The following is a 24,629-nucleotide window of genomic DNA, read 5'->3' as shown; positions in this document are numbered from 1 at the left end:
TACTGTGCCGCGTGCCTTTCCGGATGTCAATCGCTTTATTCGGATGAAGCGATGAAATTTTGACGCCCATCTCGCTGCCGGTCGGGGCAGCGATAACGCATAATTCACATCATGATCCGGAACAGCCTCCTCGGCGGTCTCTGCGTGGCCCTGCTGGCCGCCTGCTCCACCGCCCCCCTGCACACCTCCACACCGCCCGCCCCGGCCCCGAAAACCGCCGCGGACGCCATCCTGCAGGAGGCCTGGGTCTCCCAGCCGGTCCCCGGCGACGAACTGGACTCGCTGGTCGCGTGGCCGACCGAAGACGGCCGCGTCTGGCTGATCGCCACCGCCAAGGCCACCCACCATCTGGCCCTGTACGACGCCGATAGCGGGCAGCGCCTGCGCACGGTCGGCGGCCCGGGCACGGCCGTGGGCCAGTTCAACCGCCCCAACGGCATTGCGGTGTTCGGCGACCTGCTGTTCGTGGCCGAGCGCGACAACCACCGTGTGCAGGCCTTCCGCCTGCCGGAATTCGCGCCGCTGGGCGCCTTCGGCGCCGACGTGCTGCGCTCGCCCTACGGGCTGTGGGTGCACGAGCCCGCGCCCGGCGAACTGGAACTGTTCGTCACCGACAGCTTCATGGCCGATTTCCGCACCATGACCCTGCCGCCGATGGCGGAACTGGCGGGCCGGGTGAAGCGCTTCCAGGTCCGCATCGAAGACGGCGGCAAGCTGGAAACGAGGCTGCTGGGCCAGTTCGGCGACACCGGCGCGGCCGGGGCGCTGCGCATGGTCGAATCCATCGCCGGCGACCCGGCGCATGGGCGCCTGCTGATCGCCGAGGAAGACCGCCGCGTGGGCTCCACGCTGCGCGACTACACGCTGGCCGGCCACTACAACCAACACAGCCTGGCCACGTTCGATGCCGACGCCGAAGGCATCGCGCTGTGGGCCTGCAGCGCCGAGGACGGGTACTGGGTGGCGGTGGACCAGCTGACGCCCACCCGCTTCCGCGTGTTCGACCGCGCCACCCTGGCCCCGGCCGGCGTGTTCTCCGGCAAGGTCACCTCCAACACCGATGGCGAAACCGTGTACGCGATGCCCACGCCGCGCTTCCCGGCCGGCGCCCTGTTCGCGCTGCACAACGACGTGTCGCTGGCCGCGTTCGACCTGCGCGACATCGCCCGCGCGCTCGACCTGAAGGGCGATTGCCCGCGGTGAACGCGCGCGCGCTGGCCCTGGCCTGCGGCGTCGCCGTGCTGCTCGGCAGCCTGGGCGAGGTGGCCGCGGCCCGGCTGTATCGCTGGAAGGACAAGCAGGGCTACACCCAGTACGGCGACCAGCCGCCGCCGCCCGAGCAGTTGGCCGGCAGCAGCCTGGACGTCATGCGCTTCCGCAATCCGCCCAGCGCGCAGGTGCGCCTGCGCCTGGAGAAGCAGGGCCTGCGGTACCAGGCCTGGGCCGACAACCTGATGCACGGGCCCGTGGAGGTTCAACTGGGCTTCCGCCGCCAGCGCGACGTGCGCAGCGCCCCCACGCTGCCGGCACGCGCGGTGGTGCCGGCGCGCAGCAGCGTGCTGGTGGCCGACATCAGCGTCACCGACCCGCTGCGCGGGGGCGACTTCGAGCTGACCCTGGACGGCATGCCGGGCGACCCGGCCAGCAAGCCGCAGGACTACGAATACCGGCTGCCGTTCGATTACGGGCGCGTGCGCGTGGACCAGGGCCCGGGTGGCCGCTTCAGCCACAGCGATGCGCAGAACCTGCACGCGGTGGACTTCGCGGTGCCGGAGGGCACGCGCATCGTGGCCGCGCGCGAGGGGCTGGTGATGCAGGTCGAATCCGACTTCGACAAGGCCGGCCTGAACCGCGAAAAGTACGGCGGGCGCGCCAATTTCATCCGCATCCTGCACAGCGACGGCAGCATGGCGCTGTACGCGCACCTGAAGGCGGAGGGCGCGCAGGTGCGCGTGGGCCAGTACGTGCGCAAGGGCCAGTACATCGGCCTGTCGGGCAATACCGGCTTCTCCACCGCGCCCCACCTGCACTTCGTGGTGCAGGCCAACCGCGGCATGCGGCTGGAATCGGTGCCGTTCCGGATGTTCGGCCCGCTGGGCCAGCTGCAGTTCCCGTCGGCGCGGTGACCGGCGCCCTCGGCGGCAGCCGGTATAATCGCGCCCTTCCCGCTTCTGCCGCGCCCGCCCGGGCGCCCGCCCCATGTCCGATCCGAACAGCGCCGTGGCCCGCGAGGCCAGCCGCCGCCGCACCTTCGCCATCATCTCCCACCCCGACGCCGGCAAGACCACGCTGACGGAAAAGCTGCTGCTGTTCGGCGGCGCCATCCAGATGGCCGGCTCGGTGAAGGGCCGCAAGGCCGCGCGCCATGCCACGTCCGACTGGATGGCGCTGGAGAAGGAGCGCGGCATCTCGGTCACCTCGTCGGTGATGCAGTTCCCGTACGAGGGCAAGATCGTCAACCTGCTGGACACCCCGGGCCACGCCGACTTCGGCGAGGACACCTACCGCGTGCTGACCGCGGTGGACAGCGCGCTGATGGTCATCGACGTGGCCAAGGGCGTGGAAGAGCGCACCATCAAGCTGATGGAGGTCTGCCGCCTGCGCGCCACGCCCATCATGACCTTCATCAACAAGCTGGACCGCGAGGGCAAGGACCCGATCGAGCTGCTGGACGAAGTGGAAAGCGTGCTGGGCATCCAGTGCGCGCCGGTCACCTGGCCGATCGGCATGGGCCAGCGCCTGAAGGGCGTGGTGCACCTGATCAGCGGCGAAGTGCACCTGTACGAGCCGGGCCGCAATTTCACCCGCCAGGACTCGACGATCTTCCCGTCGCTCGACGCGCCCGGCCTTGCCGACAAGATCGGCGCCGAGATGCTGGCGCAGCTGCGCGACGAACTGGAACTGGTGCAGGGCGCCAGCCATCCGTTCGACAAGCAGGCCTACCTGGAAGGCAGGCAGACGCCGGTGTTCTTCGGCTCGGGCGTCAACAACTTCGGCGTGCAGCCGCTGCTGGATTTCTTCGTCGAACACGCTCCGTCGCCGCAGCCGCGCGAGACCACCGGCCGCAAGGTGCAGCCCGACGAGGGCAGGCTGACCGGTTTCGTCTTCAAGATCCAGGCCAACATGGACCCGCAGCACCGCGACCGCGTGGCGTTCATGCGCGTGTGCTCGGGCCGCTTCGAGGCCGGCATGAAGACCTTCCACGTGCGTAGCGGCAAGGAGATGAAGCTGGCCAACGCGCTGACCTTCATGGCCAGCGACCGCGAGATCGCCGCCGAGGCCTATCCGGGCGACGTGATCGGCATCCACAACCACGGCACCATCTCCATCGGCGATACCTTCACCGAAGGCGAGGCACTGTCGTTCACCGGCATTCCCAACTTCGCGCCGGAACTGTTCCGCCGCGCGCGCCTGCGCGACCCGCTCAAGCTCAAGCAGTTGCAGAAGGGCCTGGCGCAGCTGTCCGAGGAAGGCGCCACCCAGTTCTTCCGTCCCTTGATGAGCAACGACCTGATCCTGGGCGCGGTGGGCGTGCTGCAGTTCGACGTGGTGGCCTACCGCCTGAAGGACGAGTACGGCGTGGACGCCTCGTTCGAGAACGTCAGCGTGGCCACGGCACGCTGGATCCGCTGCGACAACGCGAAGAAGCTGGAAGAGTTCCGCGACAAGAACGCCATGAACCTGGCGCTGGACGCCGCCGGCCAGCTGGTCTACCTGGCGCCGACGCGGGTGAACCTGCAACTGGCGCAGGAGCGCGCCCCGGACGTGCAGTTCCTGGCCACCCGCGAGCATGCGCACAGCGTCGATCTGGGCTGACCATGCCGCCGGGGGGCGGACCGGCGGCCCGTGTCTTGCGGGTTACGTTCCACCCGTCCGGCCTCGCGCGACATTCCGTCGGCCCGGGTGATCCGATAGGCTTCCCGGGCCGCCATCCGGCGGCTTCTAGGGGAGAAGTCCATGTATTTTCTGGGGGCGGTACTGTTGCTGGCGGGCGCGATCTGGATGACGGTGAACGCGGCGAGGAAGGACGGCGCGCTGGCAGCCATCTTCTGTTTCATCTGCGGTTTCTACACCCTCTATTACGGCATCAAGAACTTCGCCGAGAACAAGGTCCCGCTGATCCTGTTCGTGGCGGGCCTGGTGCTGTGCCTGGTGTTCCGCCCCGACATGGCGGCCCTGAGCGGCGGCGTCACGGTCTGATCGCGGCAAGCGGTGGCGGGCTGCCGGGTACCCCGCAGCCCGCTGTCGGCTGACCGGCCGGCGTACGGCCGATGCACGGCGTGCTGCATTGCGGTAACGTGGTGGCATGAGTGAGCAGACCTCTTTCGAAGCCCTGCGCGCCCGCAAGCGGGCCGACCACCTGATCGACCTGCGCGACGAGATCGCCAGCGCATTGACGCACGGCCTGGGCGCCGTCGCCGCGCTGGCCGGCGGCGCCGTCCTGATCACCCTCGCGGCGATCTATGGCGACGGCTGGCAGCTGGGCGCGTCCATCGTGTTCGGCGTGACCCTGCTGCTGCTGTACACGGCCTCCACGCTCTACCACGCCATCCAGCATCCGGTCGCGAAAGGGCGGCTGAAGGTCTTCGACCACTGCGCCATCTACCTGCTCATCGCCGGCACGTACACGCCGTTCACCCTGATCGGGCTGCGCGGGCCCTGGGGCTGGGGCCTGTTCACGGCCATCTGGACGCTGGCCATCGCCGGCGTGGTCTTCAAGCTGTTCTACACCGGCCGCTTCAAGGTGCTTTCCACCGCCATCTACATCGCGATGGGCTGGCTGGTGATCGTGGCGGTCAAGCCGCTGCTGAACGCCGTCGACCTCGTGACGCTGGGCTGGATGCTGGCTGGCGGCCTGTTCTACACGCTGGGCACGTTCTTCTATCACCGCGAATCGATCCGCTATTCGCACGCCATCTGGCACCTGTTTGTGATCGCCGGCAGCGTCTGCCATTTCGTGGCGGTGACCCAGCAGATCCTGACGCCGCGGCTGGCGTCGTAGACGCCCCCTGCACGTTCGTGTCCCGCACGTGAACCACTGAGGCCGCACTTCGCGGGGCCTGAACACCGCGCGTCCAACCATGCACGCATGGACGACGCGCACCGCTCCCGCCGCCGCTCTGTCTTGCGTCCGCTGACGCGGACGCGCGCCATCGTCCTGGGCGCGCTGGCCGCACTGGTGGTGGCGCTGGTCGTGCTGTTCCAGTGGAACTGGTTGCGTGGCCCCGTCGAGCGCATCGTGGCGTCGCAGACCGGACGCAGCTTCGACATCGCCGGCGATCTGGATGTCGACCTTGGACGCGTGACGACGATCCGTGCCGATGCGCTGCGCTTCGGCAACGCGGACTGGTCCCCGTCACCGACGATGGCGTCCGCCGACCGCGCGGAGGTGGACGTGCGCCTGTGGCCGCTGCTCGTCGGCGAGGTCAGGCTGATCGCGATCCGCCTGACGCGGCCGCGGCTGCGCCTGGAGTTCGGGCCCGACGGAGGCGGCAACTGGATCTTCGGCGAGCGCAAAGGCGAAAGCCGGTTCCGTTACGCCGGCCTGTGGATCGACGACGGACGCCTGGTGTTCCTCGATCCACGCCGGCGCACCCACCTGGACATCGCCCTGGACAGCATCGGCAGCAGCGACGCCTCGGCCGCGCCCGTCGAACTGGAGGGCAAAGGCCGATGGGCCGGCAATGCCTTCAGCGTCGCCGGCCGGGTGGAATCGCCGCTGGCACTGCGCCAGACCGACAAGCCGTACCGCATCGACCTGCGCGCGACCGCGGGCCCCACCCGCGCGCATGCGCGCGGCACCCTGCTCGATCCGTTCCGCCTGCGCGACTTCGACCTGCGCCTGCGGCTGGCCGGCCAGGACCTGGAAGACCTGTTCCCGCTGATCGGCATCGCGACGCCTTCCACGCCGCCCTACCGCCTGGATGGGCGCTTCACCCGCGACGGCGATACGTGGCGCTACGACGATTTCACCGGCATCGTCGGCGACAGCGACCTTGGCGGCTCGGCCGCGGTCACCGTGGGCCGCGAGCGCCCCCTGCTCAAGGCCGATCTCGTTTCGAAGCGGCTGGATTTCGACGATCTTGCCGGTTTCGTGGGCGCACCGCCGCAGACGGGCGGTGAGGAAGCGGCCACGGCGGAACAGCGTGCGGAAGCCGCCGCGCTTGCGGCGGACGCACGCGTGCTGCCCGACACGCCGTACGACCTGACCAAGCTGCGTGCGATGGATGCCGACGTGCGCTGGAAGGCGCACCGCATCAACGCGCCCCGGCTGCCCATCGAGGACATGGACGCGCACCTGCTGCTGGAAGCCGGGCTGCTGCGGCTCGAACCGCTAAACTTCGGCGTCGCCGAAGGCGACATCCGCTCGACGATCCGCATGGATGCGCGCAGCGAGGTCATCCGTACGAAGGCCGACGTCGCGGTGCGCGGCCTCGACCTGGGTGAGCTGTTCCCCAGCGCGCAGCTGACGCAGAGCGCCATCGGACGTATCGGCGGCAACGCGTCGCTGGCCGGCACGGGCAATTCGGTGGCCGGCATCCTGGGGACCGCCGACGGCGAGGTGATGCTGGGAATGGGACGCGGCCAGGTCAGCAATCTGCTGATGGAACTGGCCGGCCTGGACGTGGCCGAGGCGCTGAAGTTCCTGTTGACCCAGGACCGCACCGTGGCCGTGCGCTGCGCGTTCGGCGACTTCGCGGTGGAGGGCGGCGTGATGCGCACGCGCGCACTGGCCTTCGACACCTCCGACACCATCATCCTGGGCAAGGGCGAGGTCAGCCTGAAGGAGGAAATACTGGACCTGGAACTGAGGCCGCGCCCGAAGGATCGCAGCATCCTGGCGCTGCGCTCGCCGCTGGTCGTGGATGGCACCTTCAAGGACCCTTCGTTCCGCCCGGACTTCAAGCGACTCGGCCTGCGCGGCGCCACGGCGCTGGCGCTGGGCAGCATCGCGCCGCCGGCCGCCCTGCTGGCCACGATAGAGCCGGGACCCGGCCAGGACAGCGCCTGTGGCGGCCAGTACGCGAAATGACGAATGGCGTCAGCTGGCGATGTAGCGCTGCAGCTGGTCCAGTTCGACCTTCTGGTCCTCGATGACCGCCTTCACCAGGTCGCCGATGGAGATGACGCCGATGATGGTGTCGCCCTCGGCCACGGGCAGGTGGCGGATGCGGTGTTCGGTGACGACCTGCATGCAGTGGTCCACGCTGTCGTCGGGCCCCACCGTGACGACTTTCGCGGTCATGATGTCGCGCACCGGCGTGTTGGACGACGAACGCCCCTGCAACACCACCTTGCGGGCGTAGTCGCGCTCGGACACGATGCCGCACAGCCGCGCGCCCTGCATGGCCAGGACGGCGCCCACGCCCTTTTCGGCCATCAGCTTGATGGCGTCCAGGACGGAGGCATCGGGGGAGACGGCGAAGATCTCAGGAGTCTTGGACCCCAGCAACTGACGAACCGTGCGCATGGCGATCTCCGGGATGGGGAACGGGTCGGTCTGGCGAGGACAAGGATACTCCTGCCGTTGCGGGATGCCAGGTATCCACCAGGTACAGCGGCCGCTGCTTGGACTCTTCGTACAGCCGTCCCAGGTACTCGCCGATCAGGCCCAGCGCCACCAGCTGCACACCCCCCAGGAACAGGATGACCGTCATCATCGTCGGCCAGCCCGCCACCGGATCGCCGAACAGCAAGGCCTTGCCGACCACGTAAAGGGCGAAGGCGAACGCCAGCAGCGCCGTGATCACGCCCAGATAGGTCGCCACGCGCAATGGCGCCGTGGTGAAACTGGTGATGCCTTCCAGCGCGAAGTTCCACAGCTTCCAGAAGCCGAAGCTGCTGTTGCCCGCGACCCGCGCCTGGCGATGGTAGGGCAACGCCTTCTGGTTGAATCCCACCCAGCCGAACAGCCCCTTCATGAAGCGATGCCGCTCGCGCAACTCGCGCAGCGCCGCCAGCGCGCGGGGCGACAACAGGCGGAAGTCGCCGGTATCGGCGGGGATGGGCGTCTTCGACAGGCGCCCGATCACCCGGTAGAACGCGTGTGCGGTGGCCCGCTTCAGCCAGCCCTCGCCGTCGCGGGCGATGCGCGTGCCATGCACGTTGTCGTAGCCGGCCTGCCATTGGCGCACGAACTCGCCGATCAGCTCCGGCGGGTCCTGCCCATCGGCGTCCAGGATGATGGCCGCGCCGGCGTCCACGCGGTCCAGGCCCGCGGTCAGGGCCGCCTCCTTGCCGAAGTTGCGCGACAACCGCAGCACCGACACGCGCGGGTCGTTCGCCGCCAGCGTACGCAACACGCTCCATGTGGCGTCGCGGCTGCCATCGTCCACGTACAGCACGCGGCCCTGCACATCCTCCATCGCGTCCAGCGCGGCGATGATGCGCGGATGCAGCACCGGCAACGCCTGTGCTTCGTTGTAGGCGGCGACCACCACGGTGACCTGCCATGGACCGGCGCCGCTCACCGCAGGGCCTCCAGGTAGGCGGTGCCGCCGATCTGCGCCACCTGCCGCTGGATGCGCTTGGCCCGTCGCTGCACGTAGGGGCCGGGGTTGGCGGCACTGTAGCGGCGCGGCGACGGAAGCACCGCCGCCAGGCGTGCGCTTTCGGCCGGGGTCAGGCGCGCGGCGTCCTTGCCCCAGTAGCGGCGCGCGGCCGCCTGCCCGCCATACACGCCGTCGCCGAACTCGGCGATGTTCGCGTACACCTCCAGGATGCGCGACTTCGGCCAGAGCGCTTCGATCAGCACGGTGTACCAGGCCTCCAGGCCCTTGCGCGCCCAGCGCGAGAGGCGATGGCTGCCCTGCCAGAGGAACAGATTCTTGGCGACCTGCTGGCTGATGGTGCTGGCGCCGCGCAGGCGCGTGACCGGCCTGCCCCGCTTTTCGGCCCGCTCGACCATCTTCCGGTTGTGGATGCGCGCCTTCTCGATCGCGTCCAGGTCGAAGCCGTGATGGGTGGCGAAGTTCTGGTCTTCCGCCGCCACCATCGACAGCGGCAGGCTGGGCGCCATCCTGTCCAGGTCGCGCCAGTCGTAGGCCACGCGGAAGCCGAAATCGCCGCTCCCCCAGGCCTCCAGCACCCGGGCCGCCATGAAGGCACTGAACGGCGGGTCCACGAAGCGGAGCACGGCGACCTGCAGGACGCTGGCGGCCGCGAACAGGAACGGCAGGGCGAGCAGCCAGCGGAACCAGCGGCGTGCACGGCGGGGCTTGTTCGACGGCTCGCTCTCGTAATTCAAGTTACCGACACCAAGTGTTCAGTTCCCGTTATTCTGGGACCACTTCCCCCTTCTTGTCTCGCCAGCATGACGACCCCGCAGCCCGTGGCTCTCTCCGATGCCCTGAAAGCGCTGCTGGAACAGGCGAGTACATGGTCCCGACAGAACCAGCCCGAGCGCGCCGCCGATTGCTGGCGCCGCGTGCTGGAGCACTCCCCGGACGTCGCGCCGGCACTCAATGGCCTGGGCAGCTACTACCTCAGCCGCGGAGAACTGGCCGAGGCGCAGCGGCTCCTGCTTCGCGCCGCCGCGGTCTCCGACCAGCCCGCCATGGCCTACGCCAACCTCTCGCGCGTGCATTCGGCGCGTGGCGACCTGCCCCAGGCCTTGGAGGCGATCAAGCAGGCCATCCAGGCAGAGCCTGCGGCATGGGGAGCGCACGCCGAGAAGGCGCGCCTGCTGCAGCAGTTGGGGCGCGAGCGCGAAGCCGCGACGGCGTGGTCTGCCGCGATGGCCTACATGCCGCCCGCCTTCGTCCAGGCGCCGCACATGCAGGCGCTGGTCAACGAGGCGAAGGCTTCCATCGCCGCCAACCAGGCGCAGTTGCGGGAGTTCATGCTGGACCATCTGCAGGGCGCGCTGGAAGGCGGCTCACGGCGCGAACTGGAGCGGTTCGATCACTGCCTGGATATCCTCACCGGGCGGCGCAACTTCGTCACCGCGCGGCCGTTGATGCTGCCGTTCCCGCGCCTGCCGGCGATCCCGTTCTTCCATCGCGAGGACTACGACTGGGTGCCGCGCCTGGAAGCCGCCTTCCCGGACATCCTGGCCGAACTGGATGCCCTGCTGGCGCAACAGCGCGCCTTCGAGCCCTACGTGCAGACGCCTGCCGGCGAGCCGATGGGACAGTTCGCCGCACTGGACCGGAAGCTGGACTGGGGCGCCTACTTCCTGTGGCGGAATGGCCAGCGTATCGATCGGCAGGCAGACCTGTGCCCGCGCACCGAGGCGGCCCTGTTCGCGCATGCGCCCCTCAACCGGGTGCCCAAGCGCGCACCGGTGGCGTTCTTCTCGGCACTCAAGCCGGGCACGCACATTCCTCCGCACAATGGCGCCACCAATACCCGGCTGACGGTCCACCTGCCGCTGATCATCCCCCCGGACTGCGGACTGCGCGTGGGCGGCGAGACGCATGTGTGGAAGCCGGGCGAACTCGTGCTGTTCGACGACACCATCCAGCATGAGGCGTGGAATTTCAGCGACCAGCTACGCGTGGTCCTGATCTTCGACATCTGGCACCCGATGCTGACCGACTTGGAAAAGGACCTGGTGGCCCATACGGTGGAGGGCATCATGGCCTATTACGGCGAAGGCGCCGACCTTGGAGAACTGTGAGCAGTGATGCCCCCGACACCCTGACCCGATTCCTGCTGCCCGCCGCCGGCGTGCGCGGCGTGGCCGTGCGACTGGACGCCACATGGAATACCGTCGCCGGTCGCGGGGACTACCCCCCTGCGGCACGCGAACTGCTGGGAGAGGCCACTGCGGCGGCCGTGCTGTTCACCGGGCACACCAAGGTGGACGGGCGCCTGTCCATCCAGATCCGGGGCGAGCAGGGATTGCGCACGCTCTTTGCCGAATGCACCGCCGCCGGCACCGTGCGCGGCATCGTCCAGCTGGCGGGGGGCAGGACGCCCCGCGCGACCTGCGCGAGCTCGGCCGCGACGCCCTGCTGGCCATCACCATCGAGAACCCCGGCCTGGACCCGCGCGAGCCGCAGCGCTACCAGAGCCTGGTGGGGCTGGAGGCCAGCCGGCTGGCCGAGGCCTTCGAGGACTACTTCCGCCAGTCCGAGCAATTGCCGACCCGCCTGCTGCTGGCGGCCGACGGCGAGCGGGCCTGTGGCCTGATGCTGCAGAAGCTCCCCGGCGACGAAGGCGATGACGACGGCTGGAACCGGGCCGGTGCCCTGTTCGACACCCTGGGCGAGGCGGAGTTGCTGGCCATGCCCGTCCCCATCCTGCTGCACCGCCTGTTCCATGAGGAAGCGCCCCAAGTATTGACCGAGCGCCCAGTTCGCTTCGGCTGCTCTTGTTCCCGGGAACGGGTTGCGAGCATGCTGCAGTCGCTGGGGCAGGAGGAGGCGACGGCCGCCTTGGCCGACGGCGTGGCCGAAGTCCGTTGCGAGTTCTGTGGGCAGCAGTACCGGTTCAACCCGGCCCAGATCGCGGAACTTTTCGACCATCCGGCGGTCGACATGGAGGCACCCGCCCGCCTGCAGTGATCCGGCGGTCGGAAAGTCGCCCCGGGGACTTGTTAAAGAATCATAAACGGCATAGCATCGGTTCCCCTTCGGGAGGGGAACTCCAGGGTGTCCCAGGAGTCTGAAGCCAGCCATGAACCTGCGTAGCCTTTCACTGTCGCTTGCCCTGCTGCTCGCCACCGGCGTGGCGGCGGACGCGCATGCCCAGAAAAGCGCACGCAAGCCGGCGGCGGATCCGCAGGCCACCGCCCTGCCCATCTGGAACAACGACGGCAAGGTCGAGGCGGTTCTGCTGCTGGAGCCCACGGGCCAGGCCGAGGCCGGCGCCCGCTGGCGGCTGGGGCGCAATTCGCTGACCACTGCTTTCGGACTGGAAACGGGCGACGCGCTCGGACTGGTCTGCAACCGCAAGGCCGGCGTGGTGGGCAATATCGGCAACCTGGCCAGCCACTGCATGCTGGCGACCCTGGGCGATGACGACGACGACACGGCCAGCCAGCGGGTAAGCGCTTCGGCCGTGCTGAGCCGACCGGGCGGCAAGCTCGGCCTCTCGGCCGGAACCGGCCGCGACACGCTGCCGGCCTGGCTGTCCTCGGGTCGCGGCACCGGGCGCGTCGAACAGAACGATCTGGCGGTGTTCGGCCAGAAGAACATCGGCCGCGAAGGGTTCGTTTCGATCGGTGGCGCCGTGGCCAAGGCCACCCTGGTGCCCGCCTCCGACCTGCCCGCCCTGGCCGACCGCTGGAACAGCCGCAGCCTGAGCGTCGGCGGCGGCTATGGGCCCTTCAGCGCCAACATCGTCGGGCGCGTCATCGATGTGCCCGGCCAGCCCGGCAAGTTCGAAGGCCTGGGCCTGGGCCTGACCTGGCGCACGCCCTGGAGCGGACAGCTCACCGTCGGCGCCGAGAACGTCATCACCCGCGGCAAGAACCCCTTCTCGCTGACCAACGAGAACGCCGACGAAGGCACCGTGCCTTACGTGCGGTACGAGCAGGATCTCTGATCCAACATAACGGCTGCGTCATCCAGTCGGGAAGCGCGTAGATCTCTTCCGCGCACCCGGGACGCCGCCATGCGGCGATAATGGGTCTTTCCGTCCTTACCGATATTCCATGGCACTGAATGCGCCGGCAGCCGATGCGCTGGACAAGGCGAACTCGCATGAGCGTGCCGGCAACCCCGCGGGCGCGCTGCACTGGCTTCGGATTGCCGCCCAACAAGCGCATCGGGACGCCTCCCTTCATTTGCGAGTGGCGCAGGCGGCCATGCGCATGGGCCAGCCCGCACTGGCGCTCGCATCCATGGACAACGCGGTGCGGCTGGCTCCCGGCGACACGGCCCTGCGCTTCCAGTATGCGTGCCTGCTGGCGCACGAGGGCATGCATGCCGCCGCCCTGGAGCATTTCCACGCCTCGGTGCCATCCCAGCCCCACAATCCGCACGCCTGGCGCCTGCTGGGCGTAACCCTGCAGCGCCTGGGACGACACGCCGAAGCACTCCTGCCTCTTCGGCGCGCCAGGGAGTTCGCGCCCGACAACGAACGCGTCCTGGAAACGCTCGCCGAGTCCGAGTTCCATGCCGGCTATCCGGATGATGCGCTGCCGCTGCTGCAGGCGCTACGTGAACTCCGGCCACGCGACCCCCTGATCGCACTCCGTCTCGCCGAAACATTCAACCGGCTCGGCCAGCACCAGCAAGCATTCGATCTCCTCACCTCGATGGCACGCACAGCCGAGCAGCCCGGAGATCTGCTGGTTGCGCTTGCGCAGACCGCCGAGGACCGGGGCGACCGGGATGCTGCGCGAGACGCCTATCTGGCGGCCCTGCAGGCACGGCCCGACTGGGCGTTCCCCCTCAGCGGGCTGTTGGGCCTGGATCGCGCGAAAGCCGATGACGCCACCGTCGATCGAGCCATCGTGATGCTGCGCGATACGACATTGCCCGACGCGGACCGCGCCCTGCTGGGTTACGAACTGGGCAAGGTGTTCGACGGACGCAAGCGTTACGCGGACGCCATGAACGCTTGGAATGAAGCCAACAGCGCCAGAAGGCGGTTGATCGGGCCCGCCAACCTGGAAGGCACCCGCCACCAGATCGAGGTGATGATCCGGACCATGACGCGCGAACGCCTCGAGCAACGACGCCGGCGATGGGGCGGCAACCCGGACCCACGCCCGTTGTTCATCGTCGGCATGCCACGCAGCGGCACCACGCTGACCGAGCAGATCCTCGCCGCACATCCCTCCGGTTTCGGCTGCGGCGAGTTGCCGGACATAGGCCTTATCGTACGCAACCTTCCCTTGAGCGCCGGTCCCGGCGCCAGCTGGCCTTCCAGCATCGATCAGATCGACGACACCGCATTGCGCGATGCGGCTGACCGCTACCTCCGGGCGGCAACCCGGGGCGCCCCTGCGGATGCATTGCGCCTGATCGACAAGGCGCCGCTCAATTTCAACGAACTGGGACTGATCGCACTGCTGTTCCCGCAGGCACGCGTCATCTGGTGCCGCCGTGATCCCCGCGACATCGCCGTGTCGGTCTACGGCGAGAATTTCGCGCTGGACGAGCGTCTTGCCAACGATCTGGGCGACATTGGCCACTACATCAATTTCCAGACGCGGCTCATGCGTCACTGGCAGGCGACGCTGTCCTTGCCGGTACTCGAGCTGGTGTACGAAGAGCTTGCGACCTGCCCGGAGCCGCAGGCGCGCCGGATCATCGACTTCGCAGGCCTACCCTGGCATCCCGACTGCCTGGAGTTCCACAAGAACGAGCGCGGTGTGCAGACACCGAGCCGATGGCAGGTCAAACAGCCCATCTACACGCGCTCGATCGGGCGCTGGAAGCATTACCAGGAGCATCTGGCGCCGCTGCTGCACGTGCTGGAGCCCGACACCTATCCCGTCTGGTCGGCAGTGGACGCGGCGCCGGCCACCCACGACCAGGCAACGACCCCTTCGGCCTGACGCAATTCGGCGGACGCTACGCGCATGCCCGGCCTCAGTCGTTGACATGCTTCGGTCAGGCTGTGGAGTTCGGAAACCGTCAGCGCGTGGTCGACCATCTCGCGGGTACGCACCCGGCTTCCTTCCAGATCCCGGATGTAACGTCCAAGCACCGCCGTCGCCGAAGACGCATCCTGGCCCGTGGCCGCGATGATCCGATGCACGTGTTCACGCGTTTCCAGCAACAGGTCGGGGGCCTTCGAAACGGAAGCCCGCCTGGCCAGTTCGTCCATGGCGCGGTTGTACCGCTCCTTGGCCGCGAATGCGGCTGACGAAGGTGCACTTCCCGCCCTGATCGCGGCCAGACAGGGCACGATGGCCAGCGCGGCCGGCAGCAACCCTGCGTCGGAGCCCAGCCACGCATGGTGCTCAAGCTCTTCGCGGCCGACATTGACCAGCACCGATTCCGCATGGTGCATCACGAAAGCGAGCCGCGCCCCCGGCGCGGCGACCCGCAACGCTTCCGACAGGGCTCGCGGACGGTCCGCATACTCGAACCCGAACTGGCTGACCACTTCGTCGAACATGGCATCTTCGAAAGGAAGTTCCTCCATCCCGATGCCTGCGTGAAACCGGATTTCCGTGTGCCTGGCCGGCTCGTACCAGGCGGGCGACAGAGCGGCCAGATCGATGGCATCCACTCGGGCGCGACCCTCCAGCGTACGATGCACCCGCAACGGCAGCGCCCCGTTGCCGGTCGCCAGATCGAGGATGCGCGCACCGTTGCGCGTGGCCGCGAAGAACCCATCCCAGAAATCGCCGACAGCACCCTCGTAATTGCGATCAGGCGTGTTCGTGCAGGAATGCAGACGCCCGCTGGCCCAGTACGCTCCCCACACCTGCCGGCGCGCCGCATGATTTTCGCTGACCATTGACCACTCCTGCATCCGCATGGCGCGGTGCCGACCCGACCGCGCACGCAGACCTTAACCCGGCCGGACCTCAAAAAGGAAAGGCCCCGTTTCCGGGGCCTTCCTCGTCACATCATGCCGCTATCAGAACGTCTGCGTGTAACGGAAGTACACGGTACGGCCATAGGCGTCGTACAGGTAGAAGTTCCACGGACGGCCGTCGAAGCTGACCAGTTCCGGATAACGGTCACCGACGTTGGTGGCGCCAACGGCGATCTTCGCGTTCCACGGGGCGCTCCAGGTCAGCTGGACATCGTTAGTGGCATAGCCACCCACCTGCAACTGAGTGGAACTACCGGTCTGCTGGCCATCGATGTAGTTGATGTTCCAGGCCACGCCGAAGTCACCCCAGGTCCAGTCGTTGGCGAGGGTGGCACGCAGGTCCGGATAGCCCAGGATGCCGTCGTACGACACCTTGTTGCCACCGCCATCGGTGATGTCGTACTTGCTGATGTACGACACGGTGAGGCGGTTCTGCAGGCGGCCGGCGTTGCCGAAATCGAAGTCCGTGTTGGCACGGAAGTCGAAGCCGGTGGTTTCCAGCGTGCCCACGTTGGCATAGCCAGCGGTGATCTCGAGGATGCGACCGTTGACCGGATCACGCGTGATGCTCAGGCCGGCCGGGATCGCACCGTAGGTCTCGGGCTCCAGGTCCATGTTGATGATGTCCTGGGCCGAGATCTGCGAGATGTTGTCCTCGATCTCGATGTTGTAGTAATCCAGGCTCAGGTCCAGCCAGTCGGTCGGATCGTAGACAACGCCCAGGCTCCACTGCGTCGACTGTTCCGACTTGAGGGTCGGGTTGGCGATGAAGTAGGTATCCACCTGCACCTGGTCCGGATCGCCGTTCGCGTCGAGGCACTCGGTGCCCAGGTCATTGAAGTCACAGGTGGCCGGATCCTGCACCGGCTCCGCCGAGAACGAGCGGGCCTGGGTCAGGATGTCGAGGCCCGGGGCGCGGAAGCCCTGGCCATACGAACCGCGGAAGGTCAGGTTGTCCAGCGGCTGCCAGCGGGCGGCGATCTTCGGCGAGAAGTCGTTGCCGTAGTCGCTGTACTTGTCGTAGCGGCCGGCCAGCGTGATGTCGAACGAGCTGGTGAACGGCAGCAGCCATTCGAAGTAGGCCGACGAAACTTCGCGGCCACCGCCGGAAGCGCCACCCGACGAACCCAGCACCACGCCCGCCTGCGACAGCGAGTCGTACACGTCCGCGAACTCCTCTTCACGGTACTCGGCGCCGACGACGGCGTTGGAGATGCCGCCGCCCATTTCGAACAGGTCGAAATTGACGTTGGCGTACCACTCCTTGCTCTTGAAGTAGGAGTTGCGGCCGATGGTCGCGGTGAAGCTGTTCAGCACTTCCTGGCTTGCGCCGTAGGGATCGGTCAGCAGGTAGTTGCCGGCATCGATCTGCTGGTTGGCCAGGCTCTGGATGATGTAGCCGTAACCGTTCTCGTCGTACTGGTAGTTGGTGCGGCGCGCACCGAAGTCCACCGAGATGGAGTCGGTCAGCTGGCCCTGGAAGCCCACCAGGAAGTCGGAGTTGTTGGTCGTGGTGTAGTTGTCGCGGTTACCGGCCGCAGCGAAGCGGTGGTAGTAGTACGTCGGCCGACCGTCACCCACATACAGATCCTGCGAGGTGCCTTCCGACGCCCAGACCACGCCCGGAACCGGCGCATAGCGACCGAAGGTCTCGACCTTCGTGGTGGTCGCCGTCATGTAGACGTTCCACTTGTCGTTGATCTGGTAGTCGCCGCGGACGAACACCGAGGTGTTGTCGACGGAGGCCTCGTTGGCCGCGACCGAGTTGAAGTCGAACGAGCAGCGGCCATTCGGCTGCGACCAGAAGGCGCCCGTGCAGTCGAAGCCCGGGACGGCTTCCACGCGGCCCGGCGGACGGGGTTCGCCGGTTTCCGGATCGATGCCGTTGTCGTAGGTCGGGTTCCAGTGGTTGTTGCCGTAGATCGACACGCCCAGGCCCTGACCGCCGATCTGGTCACGGGTGAAGACCATGCCGCGGCTGGACTTGGACGCGCCACCGATCAGCTGGCCACGGTCGGACGAGACGCCGAACACGGCCGACGCGTCTTCCAGGTCGCCGCCCTTGATCTTGGTCTGGCCCTTGCCGTAACGCAGCTCGGCGCCGTTGAAGTCCTTGCGCAGGATGACGTTGACCACGCCACCGATCGCGTCGGAGCCGTACACGGCCGAGGCGCCATCGGACAGGATCTCGATGCGCTCCACAGCCGCCAGCGGAATGGCGTTGAGGTCGGCGCCCGAGGAGGCCGACATCGGGTTGGTCGGGGCGCGGCGGCCGTCGATCAGCACCAGCGTACGGCCCGAACCCAGGCCACGCAGGTCGACCGAAGCCAGCGACTGGGCGGAGCTGCCCGACTGCGGCTTGAAGTTGCCGAAGGACGCAAAGGTGCTGTCGCGCAGCACGTCGGCGACGGACACGTCACCGGTGGCGTCGATCGAAGCGCGGTCGATCACGATGACCGGCACGGCGCCTTCGATGTCGGCGCGCTTCAGGCGGGAGCCGGTGACCTCGATGCGATCCAGGGTCTTGGCTTCGGTATCGGTGCTTTCGGCTTCCTGGGCGAAGGCATTGCCGGTGGCCAGCGAGGCGGCGCTGGCGAACAACGCAAACTTGATCGCGTTGGGCAGCTTCTTGAGGTTAGTCATTAGAGGCTCTCTCTCCAAATGTTCACAGAAAAGCCTAAGCCTCGCGGCCTGGGCCAATGGTTCAGACGCATGAATGCTTCGCGACTGGTGCCCAGAGCATAACGTAAATTTTACGGCGATGAAAAGAACCCGATGATTTATTGGAAGAATTCCGTTTTTTTCAGTCCTATCAGTTACTTGCGAAACCTTTTTTCGTCAGGCATTCGACCATCCGTCGGATTCCGGCGCAAACACGAAGGGCGCCAGACGGCGCCCTCCCTGTTCATAATTCGGGGCCGAGACGGGCCCATGTGACGTCATGCGTGCGGACGGCAACCTACTCCACGCGCACCTCCGCACTGCCCGAGAACGTCTCCACCGTGACGCGACCACTGCCGCTGCCATAGCGCGTGGAGAAGCTGCTGCCGGGGCCGCGGTGCTTCTCGATGGTCACGCCCGTGGCTTTGAGACGGCCACTGAAGCTCTCACCGCTCACCTGGGCCGAGACGTCCGCCGGCAGGCGCAGCACCAGGTCGCCGCTGACGGACTCCATGCTGATTTCTCCGCCCGGCGCCAGCGCCGTGCTGACCTCCACGCGACCGCTGACGGTGCTGGCGCTGAGGTCGCGCACCTTCTCGCCGTTGACGGCCACCTCGATGCGCCCGGACACGGTTTCCGCATCGATCTCGCCGGCCATGCGGCCGCGCAGCTGGATGGCGCCGCTTACCGTGGCCACACCCACGTCGTCGCTGTTGAGGGTGAGGGTGGCGTTGCCGCTGACGGTCTCCACGTCCGCCTTGCGCGGTGCGGCGGCGGCCACCACGCTCCCGCTGACGGTATTGACGGAAAGCTCGCCCGACGCCAGGCCGGTGACATGCACGTCGGCGGCGACCGATTCGATGTCCAGGTCGGCGCGCAGGGGCACCATCACCGTCAGTTCGGTGGGACCGCTACGCTCGCCCCCCCAGCCGCCCTTGGGATAGCGCACCTCGATGCTCACCTGCGGTCCGGAGCCTTCCACGTCCAGGCGCTCCACGCCCTTGCCCAGGGTGCCGGTGACCTGGACTTCGTTGCGTTCCCAGCCCCGCACCTCGATGCGGCCCTTGAGGTTGCTGATGTCCACGCGTCCGCGGGCATCCAGCGGGCGCGTCTGGTTGATGGCCGTCTGCGCCAGCGCGGCCGGCGCCAGCAGGGCGGTGGTCAGCAGCAGGGGGAGGATGGAGGTACGCATGGGGAACTCCTCAGGTCATGGCCGCGCGCTGGGTCAGTTCCAGGCGGCGGGCGTAGGTACGGCGCAACTGGTCCAACAGGAAGTGCGCGTTGGGTTCGGTGGCGATGGCGCGGCGGATCTGCGCGGCGCTTTCGTCCAGCGTATGCAGGGCCGGCGCGATCTCCGGCGGGGCGGCCACCTGGCGGTCGAGCTGGGCCAGCGCGCCGGCGTAGTCGCGCGTCAGCGCGGCGGCTTCGCGCTGGATCAGCGGGTCGCCGGCCGGCGCCTGCTGCAGCTGCCAGGTCACGGTCACGGCCAGCAGCACCGAAGCGGCCAGCGCGAACGGCGTCCAGGGCCGGTGCGGGCGCACGGGCGCTTGCGGCTGCGGCGCCGCCGCCAGCCGCGCGGCGATGCCGGGCCACAGGTCGCGCGCCGGCGGCGTGTCCTGGCGCAGCGCGCGCAGTTGCCAGCGCAGGGCCTGGTCGGCGGGGGTAAGGGGATCACGGGGGGTCATGCCTGTACTCCTAGGCGCTCGCGCAGCAGGTGCCGCGCGCGATGCAACTGGGCTTTCGAACTGCCTACCGCCATGCCCAGCTCGGCGGCGATCTCTTCGTGCTTCCACCCCTCGACGTCGTACAGCACCAGCACGGCGCGGGCGCGCGGCGGCAGGGTGGCGACGGCCCGCTCCAGGTCCATCGACAAGGCCGTGGCCTGCCCGGCACTGTCGGCCAGGCCGATCCCGTCCAGCGCGTCCTCGTCGTCATCGAAGCGGGGACCGTTGCGCCGGCTGCGCAATTCCATCAAAGCGGTATTCACCGCCAGCCGGTGCAGCCAGGTGCCGAAGGCGCTTTCGAACCGGAAGGCCGGCAGCGCCTGCCAGGCCCGCACGAAGGCTTCCTGGGTGAGGTCTTCGGCACGTACGCCATGGAAGCCCACCAGGCGCTGGATGACGCCATGCACGCGGCCGGCGTGGCGGCGGTAGAGCGCCTCGAAGGCCTGCACGTCGCCGCCGGCGGCGGATCGCGCCAAGGCGCTGTCCACGGCGGCGGCCGCATCCGGGGAGGTGCTGTCGGCGATCGGTTCCATGACGGTGGCATTCAGCATACTGAGTACGATGCCGCCGCGGGAGGAAAGGTTTAGACGGCCCTGCCCCGAAACGCGGAAAGCCGCCCGGGGGCGGCTTTCCATCAGGCCGGTGACGGCTGGCCTTACTTCTTCAGGCGCGCCGCGATGGCAGCGCCCAGGTCGCCCGGCGAACGGACGGTGGTGACGCCCGCGGCTTCCATCGCCGCGAACTTGCCCTCCGCCGTGCCCTTGCCGCCGCTGGCGATGGCACCGGCGTGGCCCATGCGCTTGCCGGCCGGGGCCGAGGCGCCGGCGATGAAGCCGACGACCGGCTTCTTGACGTGCTGCTTGATGTACTCGGCGCCGGCTTCTTCGGCGTCGCCGCCGATTTCGCCGACCATGATGATGCCTTCGGTCTGCGGATCCTCATTGAACAGCTTCAGGCAGTCGACGAAGTTCAGGCCGTTGATCGGGTCGCCGCCGATGCCGATGCAGGTCGACTGGCCCAGGCCCACTTCGGTGGTCTGCTTGACCGCTTCATAGGTCAGGGTGCCGGAGCGCGACACGATGCCGATCTTGCCCGGCATGTGGATATGGCCCGGCATGATGCCGATCTTGCACTCGCCCGGGGTGATCACGCCGGGGCAGTTGGGGCCGACCAGCACGGTGTCGGGGTGGGCGCGGGTCAGCACGTTCTTGACGCGCAGCATATCCAGCACCGGGATGCCTTCGGTGATGCAGACGATGACCTTGATGCCGGCCGCAGCCGCTTCGAGGATCGCATCGGCCGCGAACGGCGGCGGCACGTAGATGACGGAGGCGTCGGCGCCGGTGCTCTTCACGGCATCGGCGACGGTGTCGAACACCGGCAGGTCGATGTGGGTGGTGCCGCCCTTGCCCGGGGTCACGCCGCCGACCACCTGGGTGCCGTACTCGATCATCTGGGTGGCATGGAAGGTGCCCTGCTGGCCGGTGAAGCCCTGCACGATCACCTTGGTGTTCTTGTTGATCAAAACGGACATTCGTTTGAGTCCTCTGAATGGCTTGCTGTTTATCGGCTCCGGAGCCGCGCGATGTCCCGCTGCGCGGGACATCGCTCAGGCGCCTTGCCACATCCCCGGTATCGCCGCTTCGCGTCGATGCCGCCCCCTTGACTCAAGGGGGCTGTGGAAGCAGCCGGCTGACCGGATTCCTGGAATGGGTTAGGCAGCGGCCTTGACCGCTTCAACGACCTTCTTGGCGCCGTCGTTGATGTTGTCGGCCGGGATGATGGCCATGCCGCTGTCGCGCAGCAGCTGCTTGCCTTCCTCCACGTTGGTGCCTTCCAGGCGCACGACCACCGGCACCTTGACGCCCACTTCCTTCACCGCGGCGATGATGCCCTCGGCGATCATGTCGCAGCGCACGATGCCGCCGAAGATGTTCACGAAGATGCCCTCGACCTTGTCCGACGACAGGATCAGCTTGAACGCCTCGATCACGCGCTGCTTGTTGGCGCCGCCGCCCACGTCCAGGAAGTTCGCCGGCTCGCCGCCGTTGAGCTTGATGACGTCCATGGTGGCCATGGCCAGGCCGGCGCCGTTGACCATGCAGCCGATGTTGCCGTCCATGGTCACGTAGTTGATGTCCAGCTCGGAAGCCAGCACTTCGGTTTCGTCTTCCTGGCTCTTGTCGCGCATGGCCACCAGGTCCTTGTGGCGGAAGCTGGCGTTGTCGTCGCTGTTGAACTTGCCGTCCAGCGCGTACAGGTTGCCGTCGTCCAGGATCGCCAGCGGGTTGATCTCCACCAGCGCCAGGTCCTTCTCGTTGAAGATGCGGTACAGGTTGACCATGATGTTGGCGAACTGGCCCGCCTGCTTGGCGGTCAGGCCCATCTTGAAGCCGAACTCGCGGCCCTGGTACGGCTGCACGCCTTCGACGAAATCGACGTTGAGCGTGTGGATCTTGTCCGGCGTCTCGGCCGCGACCTGCTCGATCTCCACGCCGCCCTCGGACGAGGCGATGTAGGTGATGGTGCGGGTGCCACGGTCGACCAGCACCGACAGGTACAGCTCCTTGACGATCTCGCCGGCGGTGGTCACCAGCACCAGGTTGACCGGCAGCTCGACGCCGGCGGTCTGGTAGGTGGCCATCTTGGTGCCCAGCATCTTGGCGGCGGCCGCCTTCACGTCATCGACGGTCTTGCAGAACTTGACGCCGCCGGCCTTGCCGCGACCGCCCGCGTGGATCTGGGCCTTGACCATCCAGGGGCCGTTGCCGAGGGACTGCGCGGCCGCGACCGCTTCGTCCGCCGTGGCGGCGACTTTGCCGGCCGGGACCGGGATGCCGTACTCGGCCAGCAGCTGCTTGGCCTGATATTCGTGGAAATTCATGCGTCACCGTGGGTAGGGAACAGAAGACACCGCCCGGGCCGGGGCCACGGAGGCGGCGGCTGGGCGAGCCCCCTATTGTCGCCGACCCGGCCGGGGGGCGCAAAACCCGGGGCGTAAGTCTTTGGTGGAAAAGGCCGGGATGGCCTGGAGGGAGTGTGAAATGCCTATACTGTGGGCCTCGCTTACGGGGAAATAAGCGTTTGCGCCAGGCCCAGTCGCTCCTGTCCCGCATCGAATCGGTGCCGCGCCGCGAACTGTATTTCTTCGCGCTGTACCGCCTGCTGGAAGCCGGCATCCTGGCGGCGCTGATGTTCAGCCCGCTGGGCGAGGTGCTGGGGGAACCCCGGCACCCCGAGCTGGGCACGGCGGTCACCATCGGCTACCTGAGCCTGGCCCTGGTGCTGTTCTTCATCGGCCGCAGCGTGCGCTGGCTGACCTGGATCGTGTTCGCCAGCGTGTGCATCGACGTGGCCGCGGCCGCCCTCGCCACCCACGCCCTGCCCGGCGCCACGGCCGGCATCGCGATGATGCTGCTGTTCAATGTCTCCGCCGCGGCGCTGCTGCTGCCCTCCACGCGGATGGCGCTGGCGGTGGCGCTGCTGGCCATCCTGGCGCTGTTCGGCGAGTACTTCTTCACCACTTTCCACGACCAGGCCAGCCGTTCGGTGGCCGAAGTCATCATGTTCGCGGTCAGCTACCTGGCGCTGGCCTATCTGGCGCACCAGGCGGGCCTGAAGGCGCGGGCCAGCCAGGCGCTGGCGGACAAGCGCGGCGAGGAAGTCGCCAACCTGTTCGAGGTCAACGAGCTGATCATCCGCCGCATGCGCACCGGCGTGCTGGTGGTGGATGCCGACAACCACATCAAGCTGGCCAACGAAGCCGCCAGCCTGCTGCTGGGCGACGGCGCGGATGGCCAGGGCGCCGATGGCAAGGGCGTATCGCTGCTGCATGCGGCACCCGAACTGGCCCGCCGCCTGCAGCGCTGGCGCAACGGCTGGCAGACCGACGAGACGCCGCTGCAGCTGTCGCCCGAGCAGCCCGAGGTGCAGCCGCGCTTCGCCCGTCTGCTGGCCGACAGCGAGACCTCGCTGATCTTCCTGGACGACGCCACCGTAGTGTCGCGGCGCGCGGAGTCGCTGACGCTGGCCGCCCTGGGCCGGTTCTCGGCCAGCCTGGCGCACGAGATCCGCAACCCGCTGGCGGCGATCAACTACGCGGTGCAGCTGCTGGAGGAATCCCAGCAGATCACCGATGGCGACCGCCGCCTGCTGCAGATCATCCACCAGCAATGCCAGCGCACCAACGGCATCGTCGAGAGCGTGCTGGGGCTGGCCCGGCGCGAACGCGCCACGCCCGAACACGTGGACCTCAACACCTTCGCGCGCCGCTTCGTCGACGAATACCAGCAGACGCTGTCCATCGAGACCGACACGCTGGAACCCATCATCGGCGCCAAGCCCGTACCGGCCCTGGTCGACCCGCGGCACCTGCAGCAGATCGTGACGGTGCTGGTGCAGAACGCGCTGAACTACGGCCGCCTGCCCGGCGAATCCGCGCGCGTCCGCGTGCGGGTGTTCAATGCCGAAGGGCGGCCCACCGTCGACGTGATGGACCGGGGCCCCGGCATTCCCGAGGCGGTGGCCGCGCAGTTGTTCCGGCCGTTCTTCACCACCTCCGAGCATGGCACCGGACTGGGCCTGTACATCGCCCGCGAGCTGTGCCGCGCCAACCAGGCCACGCTGGAGTACGTGCCGGTCCCCGGCGGCGGCAGCTGCTTCCGCATCACCCTGCCCGGCCCGAGCGCCCTGCTGCCCGCATAGCCGTGCACACGCGGTTTTTGTAGGAGCGCCCATGGGCGCGATGCTTTTGCCGGGAGGCCGTCCGGGAAAAGCATCGCGGGCATGGCCCGCTCC

The 24,629-nt window shown here is 68.0% G+C and carries 20 protein-coding genes and 1 pseudogene; 11 read left to right on the top strand and 10 right to left on the bottom strand.

Going from position 1 to position 24,629, the window contains the following annotated elements:
• The first annotated feature begins 111 nt into the window (after positions 1-111).
• The 6 genes from MUU77_RS04565 (at position 112) to MUU77_RS04540 (ending at position 7,033) form a co-directional block, all read left to right on the top strand.
• Entirely contained in the window at positions 112-1,203 is a 1,092-nt protein-coding gene (locus MUU77_RS04565; protein ID WP_245092075.1) for a phytase, read from the top strand.
• Complete coding sequence (locus MUU77_RS04560) at positions 1,200-2,126, top strand: M23 family metallopeptidase (RefSeq protein ID WP_245094222.1); 927 nt, start codon at positions 1,200-1,202, stop codon at positions 2,124-2,126. Before MUU77_RS04565 ends, MUU77_RS04560 begins: the two co-directional genes overlap by 4 nt.
• A 73-nt stretch (positions 2,127-2,199) precedes the next feature.
• On the top strand, positions 2,200-3,816 hold the full coding sequence (locus tag MUU77_RS04555) for a peptide chain release factor 3 (protein WP_245092073.1): 1,617 nt from the start codon (positions 2,200-2,202) through the stop codon (positions 3,814-3,816).
• A 141-nt stretch (positions 3,817-3,957) separates the two neighbouring features.
• Positions 3,958-4,200: a hypothetical protein gene (locus MUU77_RS04550; RefSeq protein ID WP_245092071.1), complete on the top strand. Its 243-nt coding sequence runs from the start codon at positions 3,958-3,960 to the stop codon at positions 4,198-4,200.
• A gap of 106 nt (positions 4,201-4,306) precedes the next feature.
• Positions 4,307-5,002, top strand: coding sequence for a hemolysin III family protein (locus tag MUU77_RS04545; RefSeq protein ID WP_245092068.1), 696 nt, complete (start codon positions 4,307-4,309; stop codon positions 5,000-5,002).
• An 87-nt stretch (positions 5,003-5,089) separates the two neighbouring features.
• A complete protein-coding gene (locus tag MUU77_RS04540; protein WP_245092066.1) occupies positions 5,090-7,033 on the top strand; it encodes an AsmA family protein in 1,944 nt (647 codons plus the stop codon).
• Between the two features lie 9 nt (positions 7,034-7,042).
• Here the strand turns inward: MUU77_RS04540 and MUU77_RS04535 are convergent, their stop codons facing one another.
• Genes MUU77_RS04535 through mtgA form a run of 3 tightly spaced genes read right to left on the bottom strand, consistent with a single transcriptional unit; the run spans position 7,043 to position 9,247 of the window.
• Positions 7,043-7,471 carry a CBS domain-containing protein gene (locus MUU77_RS04535; RefSeq protein ID WP_245092064.1) on the bottom strand — a complete coding sequence of 143 codons (429 nt, stop codon included), beginning with the start codon at positions 7,469-7,471 and terminating at the stop codon, positions 7,043-7,045.
• The gene (locus MUU77_RS04530) at positions 7,431-8,471 is read right to left on the bottom strand and encodes a glycosyltransferase family 2 protein (RefSeq protein ID WP_245092062.1); all 1,041 of its coding nucleotides are present in this window, start codon (positions 8,469-8,471) and stop codon (positions 7,431-7,433) included. Before MUU77_RS04530 ends, MUU77_RS04535 begins: the two co-directional genes overlap by 41 nt.
• Positions 8,468-9,247 (bottom strand): monofunctional biosynthetic peptidoglycan transglycosylase, encoded by a 780-nt coding sequence (mtgA, locus tag MUU77_RS04525; RefSeq protein ID WP_245092060.1) that lies wholly within the window; start codon positions 9,245-9,247, stop codon positions 8,468-8,470. Before mtgA ends, MUU77_RS04530 begins: the two co-directional genes overlap by 4 nt.
• Positions 9,248-9,331: 84 nt before the next feature.
• Between mtgA and MUU77_RS04520 the strand changes: the two genes are divergently transcribed.
• From MUU77_RS04520 to MUU77_RS04505, 4 genes and pseudogenes are all read left to right on the top strand, one after another.
• A complete protein-coding gene (locus MUU77_RS04520) occupies positions 9,332-10,621 on the top strand; it encodes an aspartyl/asparaginyl beta-hydroxylase domain-containing protein (RefSeq protein ID WP_245092058.1) in 1,290 nt (429 codons plus the stop codon).
• Positions 10,618-11,510: pseudogene (locus MUU77_RS04515) on the top strand (Hsp33 family molecular chaperone HslO). Before MUU77_RS04520 ends, MUU77_RS04515 begins: the two are co-directional and overlap by 4 nt.
• Before the next feature lie 118 nt (positions 11,511-11,628).
• Positions 11,629-12,492: a hypothetical protein gene (locus MUU77_RS04510; protein WP_245094219.1), complete on the top strand. Its 864-nt coding sequence runs from the start codon at positions 11,629-11,631 to the stop codon at positions 12,490-12,492.
• 109 nt (positions 12,493-12,601) lie between these two features.
• Positions 12,602-14,455, top strand: coding sequence for a tetratricopeptide repeat-containing sulfotransferase family protein (locus MUU77_RS04505; protein WP_245092055.1), 1,854 nt, complete (start codon positions 12,602-12,604; stop codon positions 14,453-14,455).
• Here MUU77_RS04505 and MUU77_RS04500 read toward each other — a convergent pair.
• From MUU77_RS04500 to sucC, 7 genes are all read right to left on the bottom strand, one after another.
• Positions 14,386-15,366 (bottom strand): class I SAM-dependent methyltransferase, encoded by a 981-nt coding sequence (locus MUU77_RS04500; protein ID WP_245092053.1) that lies wholly within the window; start codon positions 15,364-15,366, stop codon positions 14,386-14,388. The genes MUU77_RS04505 and MUU77_RS04500 overlap by 70 nt on opposite strands.
• 123 nt (positions 15,367-15,489) lie before the next feature.
• Positions 15,490-18,090, bottom strand: a complete 2,601-nt coding sequence (locus MUU77_RS04495) for a TonB-dependent receptor (RefSeq protein WP_245092051.1) — start codon at positions 18,088-18,090, stop codon at positions 15,490-15,492.
• A gap of 316 nt (positions 18,091-18,406) precedes the next feature.
• A complete protein-coding gene (locus MUU77_RS04490) occupies positions 18,407-19,300 on the bottom strand; it encodes a DUF4097 family beta strand repeat-containing protein (protein ID WP_245092049.1) in 894 nt (297 codons plus the stop codon).
• Positions 19,301-19,310: 10 nt separating this feature from the next.
• Complete coding sequence (locus MUU77_RS04485; protein WP_245092047.1) at positions 19,311-19,793, bottom strand: hypothetical protein; 483 nt, start codon at positions 19,791-19,793, stop codon at positions 19,311-19,313.
• Positions 19,790-20,365, bottom strand: coding sequence for a sigma-70 family RNA polymerase sigma factor (locus MUU77_RS04480; RefSeq protein ID WP_245092045.1), 576 nt, complete (start codon positions 20,363-20,365; stop codon positions 19,790-19,792). Before MUU77_RS04480 ends, MUU77_RS04485 begins: the two co-directional genes overlap by 4 nt.
• Positions 20,366-20,487: 122 nt before the next feature.
• The gene (gene sucD / locus MUU77_RS04475) at positions 20,488-21,366 is read right to left on the bottom strand and encodes a succinate--CoA ligase subunit alpha (RefSeq protein ID WP_245092043.1); all 879 of its coding nucleotides are present in this window, start codon (positions 21,364-21,366) and stop codon (positions 20,488-20,490) included.
• A gap of 180 nt (positions 21,367-21,546) precedes the next feature.
• Positions 21,547-22,716, bottom strand: coding sequence for an ADP-forming succinate--CoA ligase subunit beta (gene sucC / locus MUU77_RS04470; RefSeq protein WP_245092041.1), 1,170 nt, complete (start codon positions 22,714-22,716; stop codon positions 21,547-21,549).
• 200 nt (positions 22,717-22,916) lie between these two features.
• On the opposite strand from sucC, the gene MUU77_RS04465 reads away from it, so the two are divergent.
• Positions 22,917-24,536 (top strand): ATP-binding protein, encoded by a 1,620-nt coding sequence (locus MUU77_RS04465; RefSeq protein ID WP_245092039.1) that lies wholly within the window; start codon positions 22,917-22,919, stop codon positions 24,534-24,536.
• The last annotated feature ends 93 nt before the right edge of the window (positions 24,537-24,629 follow it).

The sequence above is a fragment of the Pseudoxanthomonas sp. F37 genome (genome assembly GCF_022965755.1).
Taxonomy (GTDB): domain Bacteria; phylum Pseudomonadota; class Gammaproteobacteria; order Xanthomonadales; family Xanthomonadaceae; genus Pseudoxanthomonas_A.
Note: the sequence above shows the minus strand (reverse complement) of the source record. Positions and strands in the feature narration are given on the sequence as shown.

Coding starts and splice junctions, on each gene's coding strand:
- MUU77_RS04545 (WP_245092068.1), top strand. CDS start 4,307: ATGAGTGAGCAGACCTCTTTCGAAGCCCTGCGCGCCCGCAAGCGGGCC.
- MUU77_RS04550 (WP_245092071.1), top strand. CDS start 3,958: ATGTATTTTCTGGGGGCGGTACTGTTGCTGGCGGGCGCGATCTGGATG.
- MUU77_RS04505 (WP_245092055.1), top strand. CDS start 12,602: ATGGCACTGAATGCGCCGGCAGCCGATGCGCTGGACAAGGCGAACTCG.
- MUU77_RS04485 (WP_245092047.1), bottom strand. CDS start 19,793: ATGACCCCCCGTGATCCCCTTACCCCCGCCGACCAGGCCCTGCGCTGG.
- MUU77_RS04535 (WP_245092064.1), bottom strand. CDS start 7,471: ATGCGCACGGTTCGTCAGTTGCTGGGGTCCAAGACTCCTGAGATCTTC.
- sucD (WP_245092043.1), bottom strand. CDS start 21,366: ATGTCCGTTTTGATCAACAAGAACACCAAGGTGATCGTGCAGGGCTTC.
- MUU77_RS04490 (WP_245092049.1), bottom strand. CDS start 19,300: ATGCGTACCTCCATCCTCCCCCTGCTGCTGACCACCGCCCTGCTGGCG.
- MUU77_RS04565 (WP_245092075.1), top strand. CDS start 112: ATGATCCGGAACAGCCTCCTCGGCGGTCTCTGCGTGGCCCTGCTGGCC.
- MUU77_RS04495 (WP_245092051.1), bottom strand. CDS start 18,090: ATGACTAACCTCAAGAAGCTGCCCAACGCGATCAAGTTTGCGTTGTTC.
- sucC (WP_245092041.1), bottom strand. CDS start 22,716: ATGAATTTCCACGAATATCAGGCCAAGCAGCTGCTGGCCGAGTACGGC.
- MUU77_RS04555 (WP_245092073.1), top strand. CDS start 2,200: ATGTCCGATCCGAACAGCGCCGTGGCCCGCGAGGCCAGCCGCCGCCGC.
- MUU77_RS04540 (WP_245092066.1), top strand. CDS start 5,090: ATGGACGACGCGCACCGCTCCCGCCGCCGCTCTGTCTTGCGTCCGCTG.
- MUU77_RS04480 (WP_245092045.1), bottom strand. CDS start 20,365: ATGGAACCGATCGCCGACAGCACCTCCCCGGATGCGGCCGCCGCCGTG.
- MUU77_RS04500 (WP_245092053.1), bottom strand. CDS start 15,366: ATGGTCAGCGAAAATCATGCGGCGCGCCGGCAGGTGTGGGGAGCGTAC.